Origin of the sequence: Crinalium epipsammum PCC 9333, from assembly GCF_000317495.1 — a bacterium.
In the GTDB taxonomy this organism is placed as follows: Bacteria; Cyanobacteriota; Cyanobacteriia; order Cyanobacteriales; family PCC-9333; genus Crinalium; species Crinalium epipsammum.
The window spans coordinates 2,514,833-2,531,540 of the sequence record NC_019753.1; the positions used below are offsets into that span (position 1 = coordinate 2,514,833).

General features: G+C 37.0%; 14 protein-coding genes and 1 pseudogene. 2 read left to right on the forward strand and 13 right to left on the reverse strand.

Translation table 11 applies throughout. From position 1 onward, the window contains the following. Positions 1-48: 48 nt before the first annotated feature. From CRI9333_RS10780 to CRI9333_RS10820, 9 genes are all read right to left on the reverse strand, one after another. Entirely contained in the window at positions 49-1,572 is a 1,524-nt protein-coding gene (locus CRI9333_RS10780; RefSeq protein ID WP_015203199.1) for a GH3 family domain-containing protein, read from the reverse strand. Positions 1,573-1,583: 11 nt separating this feature from the next. After that, on the reverse strand, positions 1,584-2,198 hold the full coding sequence (locus tag CRI9333_RS10785) for a DapH/DapD/GlmU-related protein (protein WP_015203200.1): 615 nt from the start codon (positions 2,196-2,198) through the stop codon (positions 1,584-1,586). Between the two features lie 67 nt (positions 2,199-2,265). Beyond that, a complete protein-coding gene (locus CRI9333_RS10790) occupies positions 2,266-3,042 on the reverse strand; it encodes a sterol desaturase family protein (RefSeq protein ID WP_015203201.1) in 777 nt (258 codons plus the stop codon). A 156-nt stretch (positions 3,043-3,198) separates the two neighbouring features. After that, entirely contained in the window at positions 3,199-4,221 is a 1,023-nt protein-coding gene (locus CRI9333_RS10795; protein WP_015203202.1) for an aromatic ring-hydroxylating dioxygenase subunit alpha, read from the reverse strand. Then, positions 4,218-4,502 carry a 2Fe-2S iron-sulfur cluster binding domain-containing protein gene (locus tag CRI9333_RS10800; RefSeq protein WP_015203203.1) on the reverse strand — a complete coding sequence of 95 codons (285 nt, stop codon included), beginning with the start codon at positions 4,500-4,502 and terminating at the stop codon, positions 4,218-4,220. Before CRI9333_RS10800 ends, CRI9333_RS10795 begins: the two co-directional genes overlap by 4 nt. Positions 4,503-4,547: 45 nt before the next feature. Beyond that, a complete protein-coding gene (locus CRI9333_RS10805; RefSeq protein WP_041226017.1) occupies positions 4,548-5,759 on the reverse strand; it encodes a hypothetical protein in 1,212 nt (403 codons plus the stop codon). An 87-nt stretch (positions 5,760-5,846) separates the two neighbouring features. Beyond that, on the reverse strand, positions 5,847-6,827 hold the full coding sequence (locus CRI9333_RS10810) for a ferritin-like domain-containing protein (protein ID WP_015203205.1): 981 nt from the start codon (positions 6,825-6,827) through the stop codon (positions 5,847-5,849). 85 nt (positions 6,828-6,912) lie between these two features. Then, positions 6,913-7,986 carry an aromatic ring-hydroxylating dioxygenase subunit alpha gene (locus tag CRI9333_RS10815; protein ID WP_015203206.1) on the reverse strand — a complete coding sequence of 358 codons (1,074 nt, stop codon included), beginning with the start codon at positions 7,984-7,986 and terminating at the stop codon, positions 6,913-6,915. 52 nt (positions 7,987-8,038) lie between these two features. After that, positions 8,039-8,794 carry a hypothetical protein gene (locus CRI9333_RS10820; RefSeq protein ID WP_015203207.1) on the reverse strand — a complete coding sequence of 252 codons (756 nt, stop codon included), beginning with the start codon at positions 8,792-8,794 and terminating at the stop codon, positions 8,039-8,041. A gap of 245 nt (positions 8,795-9,039) precedes the next feature. Between CRI9333_RS10820 and CRI9333_RS10825 the strand changes: the two are divergent. Together CRI9333_RS10825 and CRI9333_RS10830 are read left to right on the forward strand one after the other, a co-directional pair. Next, positions 9,040-9,457: pseudogene (locus CRI9333_RS10825) on the forward strand (XisH family protein). Continuing rightward, a complete protein-coding gene (locus CRI9333_RS10830) occupies positions 9,445-9,777 on the forward strand; it encodes a XisI protein (RefSeq protein WP_015203208.1) in 333 nt (110 codons plus the stop codon). Before CRI9333_RS10825 ends, CRI9333_RS10830 begins: the two are co-directional and overlap by 13 nt. A gap of 62 nt (positions 9,778-9,839) precedes the next feature. On the opposite strand, the gene CRI9333_RS10835 is transcribed toward CRI9333_RS10830, so the two are convergent. The 4 genes from CRI9333_RS10835 to CRI9333_RS10850 all read right to left on the reverse strand — a co-directional run bounded on the left by CRI9333_RS10835 (position 9,840) and on the right by CRI9333_RS10850 (position 16,706). Next, positions 9,840-10,787, reverse strand: coding sequence for a hypothetical protein (locus CRI9333_RS10835; RefSeq protein WP_015203209.1), 948 nt, complete (start codon positions 10,785-10,787; stop codon positions 9,840-9,842). Continuing rightward, positions 10,784-12,148 (reverse strand): AAA family ATPase, encoded by a 1,365-nt coding sequence (locus CRI9333_RS10840; protein ID WP_015203210.1) that lies wholly within the window; start codon positions 12,146-12,148, stop codon positions 10,784-10,786. Before CRI9333_RS10840 ends, CRI9333_RS10835 begins: the two co-directional genes overlap by 4 nt. Before the next feature lie 241 nt (positions 12,149-12,389). Then, a complete protein-coding gene (locus tag CRI9333_RS10845; RefSeq protein ID WP_015203211.1) occupies positions 12,390-14,837 on the reverse strand; it encodes an ATP-dependent Clp protease ATP-binding subunit in 2,448 nt (815 codons plus the stop codon). 840 nt (positions 14,838-15,677) lie between these two features. Next, the gene (locus CRI9333_RS10850) at positions 15,678-16,706 is read right to left on the reverse strand and encodes a glycoside hydrolase family 43 protein (RefSeq protein ID WP_041226578.1); all 1,029 of its coding nucleotides are present in this window, start codon (positions 16,704-16,706) and stop codon (positions 15,678-15,680) included. Positions 16,707-16,708 lie beyond the last annotated feature (2 nt).

The window sequence follows — 16,708 nt, forward strand, 5'->3', positions numbered from 1 at the left end:
ATTCACGGTTAATAGTTCATTGCTTATTGAACCATGAACTAGCCAATACTAAGCATAATTTAGCAAGTTTAAAAGTTCTTGATCAATTGGTGTGGTTACTAATACTTGATGTTTTATGTCTCCCCACTTGATACCCTGACGCATTCTGTAATTAGTGATAATTTCAGGTATTTGTGCTGAGATTAACACTTGGGGTGGGGAAAGTTGACCGAGAAGACGCGCTTGTTGGTAGTGGTGCGATCGCATTAACTCTTGATCCAATAGTTGAGCTATGATCTGGGCAGGTAGATTTGCGTGATCTAGCAATAGTAGATAGTGATCTTTTGGTATCCTGACAGGTACTAAGCTTTGAAAAAATGTACCCTCTAGGGGTAACTGGTTAAGGACATCTTGCACAAAATCTTCGTGTAGTTTCTCCCCTACTAAATCACTTGTAGTTTCAGTCCGTCCGATAAATTCTAAGCAGGGTGTTTTTAAATAATAATGGGTAACGCGAATGCGATCGCCTATGCGATAACGATATAAGCCTCCCTTTTGAGAAATAATGAGCGAGTAAGATTTTCCCTTTTCTAGTTCGTGAAGGTGATAAATATTTCCTTGTTGTTCAAATTCAAAAAACACCTCATTTAGTACAGGGACAAATCCTTGCGCCTTAATTAAAGGAATCGTCATCGGTGCTTCTGTCGCAAGTAGTCCTTTACCTTGTACCATGACATTAGGAAAGAGCGATCGCAAATAATTCGCTTGTTCCTTAGCATTGGCACTATCCCAGCAAGAAATAAGTTTTAGTTTAGACCAAAGTTTTGACCAATTAATTTTATCTTCTAATAGTAGTTGATAGCGTTCAGTTGAAATTTTATTTTTTAGTTGTGCAGCAAGTCTTTGTTGATTAGCTTGAATATAATCTAGATGAACCTTGAAAAAACTGGGATTCCAAATTGAGATAATTTCTAAATTTTCTTCTACTAATAGAGTGTTGACTAACTTTTCTTTAAACTCATTGGGATCGCGGATGCGATTAATTCCAGGCGGAGAAACTAAAAAAGGACTGAGAAACCACCTTAACCATCCGTCTAAATATTCCGAATCATCTTCTAATCCAACTTTCACCCCTGACTGTATAGCAGAAGCATCTCCCAGTTTTGGAGAAATACAAAAATAAACTTTACCAGTAGAAAAGTTTGCACCATTAACTATTAAATCGTGCGCCCAAACACAAAACATTTGGCTAAAAGATTTCCGCAAAGATTTTGTATAAGGAATTAACTTAGCTGCGCTACCACTTCCAGAAGTTTTTTCATAAAATATTATAGGTTCAGGAGTTAGCATTTTATTAGCCACTCCAGATTTAATCCATTTATGGATATCTTCATATTCAACTATAGGGATGTGTTCCCAATCATTAATTGATTGAATACCGAGATAATTACCATATTCACTTTTAACTAAAAGCTGAATAATTTCTTTTTGGACTAATTTTTGGACACTTTGAGGGTTTGCTAAAGCTTGATAAAAATTATCACTCACAGTCGCGATAATATGAGCGAAAAGCTTAATTATTAAACGCAGCATAGAATTTTAGTTTATGGCTGTTTTGTTTTTTTATTGAGATAAATATTAGTAGCAACAGGTATATATGATCCATCTTCAATTACAACTCCGGGCGCGAAATGAGAACCAGCGCCTAAAAATACATTATTACCAATTTTTACCTTTTTTACATACAACATTAAGTTTTGTTTTTTGGGTTTAATTACATGGGAAAATATAGTAATACGATGTCCAAAAACTACGCGATCGCCTATTTCTAATAATCCGCGATCGGCTATTTCTAGTGCAGGAGTCCAATAAACACCCTTACCCACCTTAGAACCCCATAACCTCAACCATAAAGAAAAAGCGCCAGGAATTAAACGTAATATTGTTTCTAAAACTGGAAAAGCAATATAAATTACTTGAATTTGATGACTCCCCCACCAAGGCGAATACTCCTTACCAACTAAATAACTAATCCCTTCTTTAACAGGATAAAAATATTGATGAATCAAATATACTAATAGCGGTAAACCGTATAAAGAAAAAATCAAAGCTAAAATACTAAAAATGCTTGGTTCAAAACACATCCATATAAAAGATGCACCAGCCATCAGCATTATTAACGTAGGAAATAAAGAAAGGATGATACTAAGAACAGTCATTAATTATATATAACCTTTGCGATCCTTTGCGTACACCTTTGCGCCCTACCCTTCGGGAAGCCTAGCGCTAACGCGCAGCTTCGCTAACGGCTAATGCGTTAAAAAATAAAACCTTTCCTCCAAACGGAAAAAACAACTTCCGATAAATACTCAAACTACACCTTACGCCTAACTCATCCGGTGCTTTCTCGCACTCATAATAAGTACCATGTAGTTTATCCCAAAGCTTAAAATTTGCCCCATAATTGCAAGCAACTACACCCCTAGCATGATGCCATGCGTGGTCTTGGGGTAAAATCAGCCAATTGGATATTAACCGATATAGTAACGAATTTCGTGTAGGTGCGATCGCGCTATGTCTCCACAAGTCCAAACCACAAGTAAGAGTTACACCCGCAATGTACAAAGTTGGATCTTGTAATAGATAAATAAACAGCGCGTGAACCCAGAGATAAATAATAAAGAAGCTTGTCCATAAGGTATTTCTAGAAGTTCCTAAAACCTGCATTTCTGTTACTGTGTGATGCACTAAATGCAGTCGCCACAACCAGCGACTATGCAACAGTCGATGATTCCAGTAATACAGGTAATCTACAAATACAAAGCTGAGTAAAAATGCGATTAATGGCGGCAAAATCCAGCCTTGATGATAATTAGGTAATAAATAGTTGTAGATTTGATAAACCACTGTAATTTGCAGCAGGGGGATAACTATTCCCTGAAAGCATAATCCCACAGTATCTAATATCCAATCTGATCGGCTTTTTTTGAGGAGTGTGGCGAATTGCTGTTTATTTGTTACAGTTAGCGTTAGTAAAATGGTAAAGGCGAAAAATACTCCCATAGTTGTTTTTGATGATTAGGTTTTTGGGCAGGATTGAATTTTTTTTTGAACGCAGATGAAAGCAGATGCACGCAGATGAACGCAGATGTAATTTTTAATTAGTTTGCTTAGTTTTAGGATGTGATATAAACGTAAGTTTTAATTTTTGACAAGCGTTTAAACGCAAAATGTTACTTGTACAGATTTATTTTCCAGTTTTCGCGGATCTTCTCCTGCCTCGATTTTGTTTCTAATTGATTCCACAAAAACATGGATTGTATCGGCGGGCGTGTTAGAGAAATGAGTGCCGTATTTCTCTATTACTTCTTGCTGAATACCCAGGATTTCAACATCTTGGTTAATAATATGTTGAGCAGTCCAGTGGACAAATGGACGGGCAATTTTATTCAAAATTCCATAGTTGAATGTGACATCTGTGTAAACAAGTGTCGAGTTTTCTGTTTCTGGAATAGATTGGCTGGTAATAAAAAATCTTCTATGCTTTCCCATGTTATATTCAACACTGGTAATGTTTGGCATATAAAAGCTATCGGTGTGTTTAATTTCGTCACCTTTAGGATTAAGAAAGTGTTTATACCAACCTAAGTTAGTAGTTTCATTGCGATAATTTACTAATACTGAACCATCGCGTCTCTCCACTGTCATTTCTAGTTTTTGCTTGCGAGGTGTGCGAAATACGCCTGGATGTACGGAAGCTGTATGTGGGATATCTATAAAGTTTTCTGCACAGTTGGTAACGTTATTATGAAAACGGTTGATTACTCGTACTGTTTCCCATCCAGGTTCGCCATAATAAGGCATTTTAAAAGGTTCAAATTCTTCGCTAGGTTGGTCGGTTAATCTCACATAAACATAACCATCTTGTTCTTTAGTTTGATATAATTTTGCTTGACGAGAATCAAGCATTTTGAAATTATCTCCCTCGGCGGGAACAGCGACAACTTTGCCGTTTTTGTCATAAACCCAACCGTGATAAGGACATTGCAAATTTCCTTGACAAACTTTACCGCGTGAGAGACGGCTGTTTCTGTGCATACAGCGATCGCGCAATGCTACACTTTTACCATCATCCCCCCGAAATATCGCTAACCATTCCCCTAAAACAGTGCAACTCAACACTTTATTAGGTTTTAATTCTGTGCTGAGTGCAACTACATACCAAAAATCCTCAAATTTCACTCATCCTCCATATAACGGGTAATTTCAATATCATTTGTTAAATCAACTTGACAAGCAAGCCGTACTGATTCATTATTAGGCGCAATAACTTCTAATAACTCCTTTTCTTCATCGCTTGGAAGCGGAATATCACCCTTAATAACTACAAGACAAGTCCCACAAATTCCGGTGCGACATCCAAATAACACAGGCGAGTTTTGTACCGTCAAATGTTCCGCCAGAGGAGAGTGTTTTTCTAAAACAATTGGTTGATAATTCGTATTAGCAAAATTAATTATCATTAAATATCTCGCTTAAGCCGATAAAATCCAATCATCCATCTGTGTTCATCTGTGTTTATCTGTGGTTAATTTATCTTCTAAATTTCCTTGATCAAACGATGTAAATGCTTTATTCTGAGTCTCTAAATACTTAGGAATTGAATTAGCGGACATCAGAGACATTTCTTTATTACTTTTCCAAGCGTAATCAACCTTTTCGAGATATACTTTGTATGACTCGATCGCTTCCATCTGAGTTGCATAACTACGGTGTAACCCTTCCGACTCCTCAGTAAAGCATTTACGCATCATATCTTTCGCTTCCGAGTCAGTCATAGAAAAAATGGGCGATCGCAAAACCTGATATATTGCTGAATAAAGTGCTGGATCGTACCAAAAAATACCGTTAATTGCCACAGAAAAATTATAATGATCTTTTTGACAACCTTTTATTCCTAAATTTGCCACCAAATTTTCAAAAGCTGTCGGCGGTTTTAAACACTTCACTACTTCATGGGAAAGAATTGTAGAGCTATTAAAATGAAAGCTCTCATCCATAAAATGATAGTATGAAATTTTAGCCGGAATCGGCGCGTTATCTTGATCCGGGTGCTTCTGGTAATAATTACTTAGTTTGTGTTGTACTAACTTACCATTTAGTGTCCGCACACCTCGAACAGTAAAATATTGGCAAGCTAAAAAAGCATTATCAGAAGAAATTAAACCAAAAAACTGAAGCTGAATCTTCTTCCACCATCTTTTTAAGGCATTTGTATCAGCAAATACCATTGTCTCAGTAAAAGGGCTACGCATTGGGTAAGTAAAAATACGTTTACCAAATAATGCCGTTTCTACCTGAGTAGAAATATTTTTGAATGCGCTAATATGCGCCCTTTCTTGAATAGATTCCAAGTCCAGCATATCGCAAACTAAGCGAAAATCTTCTTGCGCGTAAAGTCCAGCCGCGCTAGTTTGATTAAAGAAAATTGTCGCAATTTCCGCAGAGATGATTTGTGAGTAGTAAGCTACCCAATAAAGTTGATTGAGAATTAGTCTCTGACTAGAGCTAGATTGTTCCCATAAGGGCGTTCCGTATAGTAAAGAAAACTCCTCTGGGTTCCAATATTCATTTTTGCAATCTTCATATTTAAAGGAAGTTGCTGCTTGATCTAATAATTGAGTATGATCCTGTTGCTGGTTGCGCGTGTAGTTAATTTGTAGCTTGCGATAAACCTTTTGGTTTTCTAAAAGTGTATTAGTTTTTGGTTCGTTGAGCATATATTTATGTAATTTAGTTAGAGAAAACCCCACCCCCTGCCCCCTCCCCGTCAACAGGGAGGGGGTTCTGATTGATAAAGCTTTGCCTTATACACATCTTTCTGCGGAAAAAGGCTGAAATGCTCCTAACTGCTCTAAGTCTTGAACTATTTGACCTCCCTCAGTTTGCATTAAAGAACGGAGAATATTAAGACGAGAACCACTATGATTTTCTGTATCTAATTCCTCAAAAATTCTGATCTTCTGCTGACGGGATAAATCACCTTTAACTTTTTCTATAGCTGCAACAACACCTTGCGGCCCAACTTGCACCATCCGTAAAAATAGAGTTAAAATTTGTAAAATTGCATCCCGACTTGCATCATCAACCGCTATCTGTTCAAATAAAGTAACTCCAGCAGCATGATGACGAGATTCATCTTGCAGAAACCCCTGAAACACTGCGCTTAATGCTGGATTTTGACAACTTTTTGCCAGACTTCTGTAATGACTTAAACCCCATCCCTCCAGCACAACTTGCAACACAAATAACAACACAGTTTTATCTGCAATTTCCGCAACCTCCTCCAACAAACTTAAAAAAGCATTATCCTTTCCTATAACCTCTTGCGGCGGTAAAAAGTTGCTAATTTGAGCAAAATGAGAAACTTCATCAGAACTAAAAAGTGCATAAAGCATACGCTCCTCTATAGTTTCTGCCAGTAGCACCATTTTAGCCATATAACCCATACCAGCTTTCTCGATAAAGTAAGCTTCCTCAAGTAAATCACGGTTAGCTATATGTAAAATTGCTGCTTTTTCTTCCTCACTAGCATCTTGAAAAATTGTTACTTGATGAAGATTAAAATACTCAGGATGCCAATATTGATAACTATCAAATTCTGAATAACTTAAATCAGACCCCAAACGACTTTTCAAAGCAGAAGATAATACCCGCCCAATCTTATCATCCGAGGAAATATGAGATAAATTTAACCCTGCTACTGTCTTTGCTTTTAATCTATCTTGAATAGCGCAATTTATCTGCGAAAAGTGCGACGTATTAAATCTGCGTTCATCTGCGTTCATCTGTTTTTATCTGCGTTCCAATCAACTTACATATCCGTGCAAAAAATCTCTAACTTGCTCTCAATGGAATAAACAAAGCCTCTAACTAAGATGAACAAGCTGAATATACAACTCCCGCTTCCTCTCCCCTCCTTGTTGACGGGTTCTCCCAAGTTCCCCAAACTAAAGGTTTTTGCTGCTCATAATGTTGAATAAACTGAATAATTGATTGATCCGCCTTAGTCGGAGTCTTTAAATTAAATTTGATAGTTTGAAAAACTTTAGTATCTCCTTTAGCAAAATAATTACCGACCATTAAAGTAAGCCACAAAATCAATCTATTAAAACTCCACCCGAATAAACCTGGGCGCTTTTTAGTAATTAAAATAGTTTGTCCTTCAGTTTTACCTCCTTCAACTAGGCGCAAAGCAAACATAATATAAAAATGTAAAAAATCTGGTCCTAGTGTTACTGTCCCTGTACTGCCATACCAATAACACATACTATAAGTACCTTCATTTTTGTAGAAAGGAAGGATTAGCTTCATCAATAAAGACTCATCACCGCCACGAGTAGTATTACTAAAAGTAATCGCATTTTCGTTTAACTCTTCTTTCCTAAAGACAATTTCTATAGGAAAATTGTGAACTGTATTAAAATGATGGGCATCAATAGCATTAATCATCACCACATTGGGATGGCAATTTTTAAAGAAGTGTGAACCAAAAGCGAAATCACATTCTTCATTTTCTAATTCTGGGACAAAAGGTAATGGTTGTTTAGGAGTATCGCCAGTCCAAACCCAAACCATGCCATATTTTTCCGCAGTATGCCAAGTTTTTAACTTTACAGGTAATGCTTTTCCTAAACAGGGAATATCAACACAATTACCTGATGAATTAAACTCCCAATGATGGAAAAAACAGCGAATATTATTACCTTCTACTTTACCTTCGGCTAAATGTGCGCCCATGTGAGGACAATAAGCATCGAGCGCGATCGCATTTCCATCTTTTCCCCGATATAATGCTAAATTTCTTCCTTGCAGCGTTACAGGTTTCACCTCACCCACCTTTAAATCCTGTGAACGAATTGCCCAGTACCACCCCTCAATAAATAACTCAGGATTGTTAAAAACAAGTGCGGAACTTGAATTAATCTGCGTTAAATTTGACTTCATATTTTATAAATTAATATTAACAATTAATCTGATTACAAAAATACTCATCCTATCAACTATAAATTAACCCCTCTCTCCTCTCTCCTCTCTCCTCCCCCCCTTCAGACGATTCCGCAAACCACATTTTTCTACCTGCACTGGTGAGATTTTCCTCAGATATTTCAGTAAGACAAACTAACTCATCTCCTTGAATATAACCAGGATTTTTTTGCAGAAAAAAACTAATGTGAGAATTTTTTAATCTTTCTGTAGGTATTTCTATCAGTTCATTTTTTAAAATTTGGGGACAAGGAAAGCGTACAACTCCCCTTTCTTCATCATAATATTTGCCAAACTGATTCCGAGCTAAAAATTTAAGCAAAGCTTCAGTTTTTGCAGGTGTAGGAGTAGCGTATCGGGGGTAAAACTCATTCCAAAATGTAGGCAGAAAACGGTATGTACGATAACCTGAGCAAATTAACAGCCAGTATAGCTTGCCTTTGGAATATTGTTGGCGCAACTGATTTACTGAATTAATCCAAGTTTTTGATAGTACAGAACTAGACCAGGAATTAGGATCAACAATAGTGTCTCCTGAGTAGACAGCACTAATTACTTCACCTGCAAACTCAGTTTCATATATCTTGAGAGTTGAAAAGCCTTGTAACGCTTTTTTTTCATCTTCAAGTAAAATCACCCAGTTTTTTTCTAGTAAATCTGCATCAAAAACTTCCCGCTTAACACCATTAAAATGAGTACTAATGAGTAAGTACATATTCTCCCGTTGATTAGGGAGTAAATCTTCATTGCGAATCAGACTACCTTTCATATTTATGTGTCAATAATTTTGCTATCATATTTGGAAAAAAAATTTGATAACACTCTAATATATAGATACGAATGTAATATAACTAATTTCGGATCGAAGCTATAAAGCTATGTGGCAAAAAAGAAACTGTCCTTAGTTATACTAAAATTAGCGCACTACGTGCTAAATATCTAAAAAAAAGGTTTAAACTAGAGTAGCGATCGCACTTATTAATTTATCGCTACAATACTTATGGTGATCGGATAATGTCAGCTAAAGATACTTTTCACAACGCTGTCCGTATCGCCTTAGAGAAAGATGGCTCTCTCAATTACTCATGACCCTCTTTCAATCAAGATTGATCAAATTGACTTTTATATAGACTTAGGAGCAGAGAGGATGTTAGCGGCTCAGAAGTCTGGTCAAAAAATAGCCGTAGAAATTAAATCATTTTTAGGCGCTTCAGTAGTTAGCGAGTTTTATGTAGCACTTGGTCAGACTCTCACTTACCGTTCAGCTTTAAGAGGCGAACAACCAGATCGAGTTTTATACTTAGCAATTTCTTGGGATATTTACGGAGAGTTTTTCAGTCGTCAATTTATTCAAGATGTAATTGCTGAACATCAAATCAAATTGTTGATTTTTGATCCAACTCAAGAACAAATACTTCTATGGAAAGAATAAATTACTCAGAGTTAATTCAAAAAATATTGAAAGGTCATTTAGCAAATGATCTAAATGATACAGAAGTGCAGTTGATTTGCGATCCAAAAGAACACCACTATCTAATTATCAATTTAGGCTGGAAAGAAGCAGAATATCAGCGCGTATATGGTTGTATTATCCACATTGATATTAAGGATAATAAGATTTGGATTCAGCGCGATTTTACTGAAGTTGGAATAGCTAATGAGTTATTAGCTGCTGGAGTTCCAAAGCAAGATATTGTTTTAGGTTTTCAAGCTCCCTATAAGCGTAAGTTTACTGAGTTTGCCGTTGGGTAAAATGGGGGATGTAGAGGATGCGATCGCTATTTATATAAGTAGTAATCACTTTTCTTTACATTTCATTTATAAACAAACTCATATAAAATCTTGAAGAAGAAAGGAATATGATTTTTCGGATCATTTTCTTGCTGTGAATAAAACCGTCCTATTTCTAACGTAAGCTGATCCTTATATGTATAAATAGGACGAGTCCAATCATTACTGGGTAAAATTTTATTCCAAAATTCCTTAGCTTTTTTGATTGTCAACAAAGCTATGGTTAATTCTTCTTTGCGTACATTATCTGCTGCTTTAGTATATTCGATTTCCCAGCTATTTTTTAGTTCTTCACTTCCCGTAAAATCTAATCCTGTACAGTAATTTATACGAGTACAGGCTCTTTGTATATTATTCTGTAAATCAATATCATTGCTAATATCTCTGCACATATCAAGATAAACATCTTCAAGTATCAGAGGTTGATTATCATAAGTAGGAGCAACAGGTAAATCATCAAATATGACCTGTAATTCAGGCAGTAAAAAATATGCTTCTTTATGAATTAATCCTGTTACCCAAATGCGATGCTGAGAGGCATTGCTTTCAATCACGTTCATTTTACTATATAGATTTTGAAATATGACTTCTGTATCCGAGTACAAATCATCATTAATTTGTTGTATTTGATTATCTAAATCTACAATTGCAAAAAGCTTGGATGGATTCAGATATGAATTATTAGTATCCTTGTTATGTAAATCTAACAAAGTAAAGTAAGTATCTATTACATCTTTTCGATTTCCACAATTAAAGAATTGCGGTAATTTTTGCCTCCACCAGTTGGGAACACAAGCTTTATAAAAGTTTGCGTCAGGCATTTGCTCCATTTGGGCATAGCTTTGAGGTGAAAGTCTACCTTGAACTATTTCAATTTTTCCTTCACAAAGTACAACAATTTTATTTAATATCTTCCGCGAATTTAAAATTGTTTTACAATGCTGATAAAGTTGTTCTGGATTCAAGCTCATACTTGTCCCGACGATTGTTTCATAAGCTTTGGTTCTAGCTCTTTAACATGAGCAGGTGTGAGAGCTTGGCATAGCTCATAAGAGTGAGTTGCAAGGATATATTGATTACTTGGTTCCCACTGGTTTAAATCAGATACAATTTGGTATTGCCAATCTGGATGAAATGCAATTTCAATTTCATCCATCAGTACGATCGCATTTTCTATATTGCGATACTTGAGCCACATATAAATACTTAGTCTCTTTAATTCACCATGACTTAAATCTTCTGGTGCAAGTTCTACAACCTCACCATCTTTATCTATCTTGAAATTTACTCCAGAAATATCAGTTGTTAAATTGATTTGTTTATTTCCAAGTAGGGAGTTTAAGTCCTTTAATAGTAACTTGTAGTTATTACCGTATTCTCCTGTTTCAATAGCGTCTTTAAAATCTTTGTCTCTAGCAGACTTGAAAGAGCTAACTATAAGATCTACAGCTAAAAAATCATATAAAAAAAGCCCACGTAATTTTTTTTTCGCTTCTCTTATATATGAATAATAAACCGTGTTGAGGGAGTGTTTATCTTCTTCTTGGAATAACATTTTTCTGATGTCATAAGGTAGAAAAAGTAAAACTTGCGTAGAAGGGGCGGCTAAAAAAATCTTGTTAGATAATTCAGTTAAAAATGCTTCTGGTTCTATTGTTGAATCTAAATTATTTATCAAGCAAAATAAGGCTTCATTTTCATTTTCAGTACCATGAGATGAGTAGTTGCTAATGTGTATAATGTTTTTTACTTTTAATCGATCTAGTATTTTTTTACTACTATTCAGTAATGAAGATAGCTGATGATTAAGCAGGAAAATTTTTCCTTTTAACTGCTTTAGCTTTTCTTCAAATTTTTTTCTGTTTTCTATATCGACTAACTGAATCTGATCATTTCCTACTTCCAATTGTTTTTTTAAAGCAAACAATTGTTTTTTCATTTGTTTTATTTTTTCTAAAGTTACAAATAAATCATCTTTTGGTTCAATGCTTTCATTTTCCAAACTTAGTAACTGTTCGATATAATAGCTTGTGCATGAAAAAAATTGAAGCTGAACAATTTTATTATCATCAATAATATCAATTATTGATAATACTTTTTTTTCAGTTTTTTCATGTACTTGAAACCCATAAATCATATTTTTCAAGTAAGGAATTTTTTCGGGATGTCCAGAACAATGTAACAGTAAAAAAATTAACTGCAGTAAAGTGCTTTTGCCACCGCCATTTTGGCTACCTATTGGAAATATCCTTGGGTTAAATTCTTTTTCAAAGGTGATATCAACTCCTTTGAGAACACGAAAATCAGGAACTTGGACTCTATGTAAATACATACAAACTCCTAAAATTTTAAGCTAAAGCATGAACTTTTTGTTTAGATCTGCTAAAAACGATACTTTTTCATTATTTAAATATACTAATTTTAATAGTAAAGCCTATTTAACATAAAGATCTGGATCTTCCTTTGTATTCTCTGCGTCTCTGTAGTTCGTTAACAAAATTAGACATAAAAAAAGCCTGCGTAGGCAGGCTTTGCTAGTATAGCCGCACCCTTCAGGGTGACGGCGCATCAATTTAAACAATAACTAACTCTTGTCGCTGCATCCTTTTAATTTCCACCTCACCATCCTCACCTACATCAATAACAGCAGTATCACCACTATTAACAGTGCCACTCAGCATTGCTTCCGCCAAACTATCTTCTAACAACCGCATAATTGCCCGTCGCAACTCCCTTGCACCAAACTTAGGATTAAACCCTTCTTTTACAACTCGGTCTTTAAACTTGTCAGTAACTTCTAGACTAATTTCCTGTTCGGTTAAACGACTAGCAACTTCTCGCAACATGATACCTGCGATACTTCTTACTTCCTCAAATGTTAATTGACGGAAAACAATAATGTCGTCAAGACGGTTGAGAAATTCAGGACGGAAATAAGCTTTGAGTTCTTCTTGTACTCGCTGCTGCATCCGGTTATAAGTAGCTTCAGCTTGGTCTTCACTAAATTCAAAACCTAAACCACTGCCGCCTTTTTCAATGACTTTTGAACCCAAATTAGATGTCAGAATGATTAAGGTATTCTTAAAGTCTACTGTGCGACCTTGGGCATCAGTTAGACGACCATCATCTAACATTTGCAACATCATATTAAATACGTCGGGATGCGCTTTTTCGATTTCGTCGAATAGGATAACAGAATAAGGACGGCGACGCACTGCTTCTGTTAATTGTCCGCCTTCGTCATAACCGACAAACCCAGGAGGAGAACCAATTAGTTTAGAAACTGTGTGGCTTTCCATATATTCCGACATATCCACCCGAATCATCGCTTCTTCTGAACCGAAGAAATGAGCAGCTAAGGCTTTGGCTAATTCAGTCTTGCCAACTCCGGTTGGACCTGAGAAGATAAAACTAGCGATTGGTCGGTTAGGACTTTTTAATCCAACTCGTGCGCGACGTATAGCTTTAGATACTGCGGTAACGGCTTGGTCTTGACCAATAAGGCGCTGATGTAAGGTATCTTCTAAATCGAGCAACTTTGCTGATTCAGATTCGGTGAGTTTGCTGACAGGTACACCAGTCCAAACAGCAACAATTTCAGCGATTTTCTCAGCATCAACCACTGGGATATCGGCTGAGTCTTGGGATGTCGCCATTTTCTTGAGTTGCCCTTCAAGTTCTAATTCTTTGTCGCGCAACTTCCCAGCTTGATCAAAATCTTGAACTTGAACTGCTTCTTGTTTGGCTTTGCTAACTTGACGCAGTTCCCGCTTTAATTCTCGATGTGCAGGAGACATAGTATTCTGGACGCGCAGACGAGAACCAGCTTCATCAATTAAGTCTATGGCTTTATCTGGTAAGAAGCGATCGCTTATATACTGATCTGATAACTTAGCTGCTGCATCAATAGCATCATCGGAAATTTTGACTTTGTGAAATTGCTCGTAAGCTTCGCGCAAACCAAACAATATCTCTATCGTTTCTACAACACTGGGTTCACCCACCTTAATTGGTTGGAAACGACGTTCTAAAGCTGCATCCTTTTCAATATGCTTGCGGTATTCATCCAGAGTAGTCATCCCGATGCACTGCAACTCACCCCGCGCTAAAGCTGGTTTGAGCATATTGGCAGCATCTAAACCACCTTGCACAGACCCAGTGCCGATAATGTTGTGAAGCTCATCAATTACCAAGATAATATTCCCAGATGAGCGAACTTCCTCCACAATTCCTTTGAGGCGTTCTTCAAATTCACCTCTAAATTTAGTTCCTGCAACTAAGGAACCCATATCCAAGCTGATAACTTGCTTATCTTCCAAAGTACCAGGGACATTCTTGTTAATGATACGTTGAGCTAGACCTTCTGCGATCGCAGTTTTACCAACTCCAGGTTCACCTATTAATACAGGGTTATTCTTAGTCCGCCGACCTAAAATCTGGATAGCACGTTCAATTTCTCGCTCTCTACCCACAACAGGATCAAGTTTGCCTTTTGCGGCTAACTCTGTCAAATCAGTCCCAAACTCATCTAAAATTGGGGTTTTATTTTGGGAACGCTGCCGTGTAGTACCAACCTCTGCTGGTGCTTCTACTGTCAGTTGTTTAAGAACTGCTAATTGAAGTTCCTTTAGGTCAACGCCTAGATTTTGCAACACTCTAGTTGCAACACCTTCGCCTTCGTTAAGTAGTCCTAACAGTAAATGTTCGGGGGAAATATAATTATGCCCCAATTGTTGCGATTCAATTAAAGCTTGGTCAAAAATGCGCTTAACTTTAGGTGTGACAGGAATTTGTTCTGGAACAAATCGAGAACCACGACCGATAATTTTTTCTACTTCTTTGCGTGCCTTTTGGAGATTTGCACCTCGCTCAACTAAAATTTTAGCTGCAACGCTAGTTCCTTCTCCAATTAACCCCAGCAAAATCTGTTCAGTGCCAACTAAAGTATGCCCTAAACGCCGTGTTTCTTCTTGAGCTACAATGATTACTTTAACGGCTTTATCTGTTAATCTTTCAAACATTCTTGTAATCCTTAAATAGTCAAAAAATCTCTAATGGTATGTAAAAAAAAGAGTTGCTAACAACTCCCGTCTGTACTTGAATCACTTACTTGGCTTACCCATTTAAATAAGCGGGACGCTTGCACTACATCTATCGTCAATTATGTTTTCTAACTTCGTATGTAGTATAGGGAGCTTGCCCGCTTGTTAACTTGCGTAAGTTCTAATTTGGATAAATTAAAGGACAAATCTTAAAAAAATTACGTGGGATTTAACAATGTTTTCATGTGGTGATTAATACCCGTTATCCCTTGATAAAGTTTTATTGAAGTAACTAAGATTAGTTTAGTTTTAAACCTCTCTTTGCCGCAGTGGTGTTAACCGTAATATTCGTGTCTAATAACCGTATTTCTGGTGAGAGTATTTTTACAGTTTTTTTTGCTCACTGCTCTATTATATGACATCAAAAGCGATTTGATTCAATTTAAAGCTTGCTTTTGGATGAACCCAAAATTAGTACTACATTAATAATAACGCATTTAACTTAAACTCGTGTTAATTTAATTAGCTCAAAACATTATTTTCTATCTTAAGTTCAATAGATCTTTTGCAAAAAAAACGTAAAATTTTTGTTGGCATCTGCGTGCATCTGCGCTTATCTGCGTTCTAAAAAAAATTAGGATTTTGGCAAGAATTCTAATGAGATGATATTTATACGGTTGGCGAAAAACCTAACCCCCCAGCCCCCTTCCCTGCAAGGGAAGGGGGAGTTCTAAAGCCCCTCTCCTACCAGGAGAGGGGTTGGGGAGAGGTCATTTCAGTTATCAGTACCTAGACCCTGCATAATTACTCATGTGATATTTATTTGCTGTTAACAATTTGTGATGTCCAAGTTGGTCCATCACAGCGCGGTCCGTCTGATGTCCAGATCAGTTTGTCCAAGCACATTCGCCGCCCTGACTTATCGGTATCCCAGGCGTGGTAAACAATATACTCGGTTTGACCATCAGGCGCGATCGCAATTGAGTTATGACCAGGACCAATCACATAACCAGGAACAGTCTTCAAAACCCTTGCCCCTGCTTCATTTCCCGCATCCGAGTAGGAACCCATCAAACTATCAGCAACACCATAATCAACGCCGTAGCTTTCAGTTTCCCAACAGCCACCACTATAAAAGCAGTAGTAACGCCCATCATGTTTACGGACGCAGGGACCTTCTAATGTATGCCAATCATAGTGAGATTCATACATCAAACGGTTAGCCAGAAACAGTTGCCAATCACTACGGGCGCGGAGAACGACTTTCCCCTCTCCAGCCAGTTTTGTCATGTTGATGAGTCGGTCTACCATTAAGGCAGTTCCAGCCCGAATATTATCTGCTGTATCGAGAAAATCACAGGCGTAGAATAAATACCATTGTCCATCGTCATCTTGAAAGGGATGTGGATCAATAGCGAAAGCGCAGGAATTAAGATCTGTTAGAGGTTCACCAATGTCTTGATAAGGTCCCAAGGGACTGTTACTAATTGCAACCCGTAACTGATGATTTTTATCTCCGTGTCCTACTGAGTAGTAAAGATAAAACTTACCATCAAAATACGCAACTTCAGGAGCCCAAAAGTTATCACCAAGGCTGGCATCTGGACGTAGTAAAGCATTACCTGCAAAATGCCAGTTAACAAAGTCGTTAGACTGCAACAACGGAAAAACCCGCCGTTGGGCAATTTCCTCTACCTCTCCCTCGGCTTCTGCTGCACCAGTACCGATGGCATAATATACCCCTTGGTGTTCCCATACAAAGGGATCGGCAAAATAACCATCGTATACAGGATTTGTGTAAGTGCGATCGCCAGATAATAATTCCGTCGCCAGTTCACTTTGAGACATAA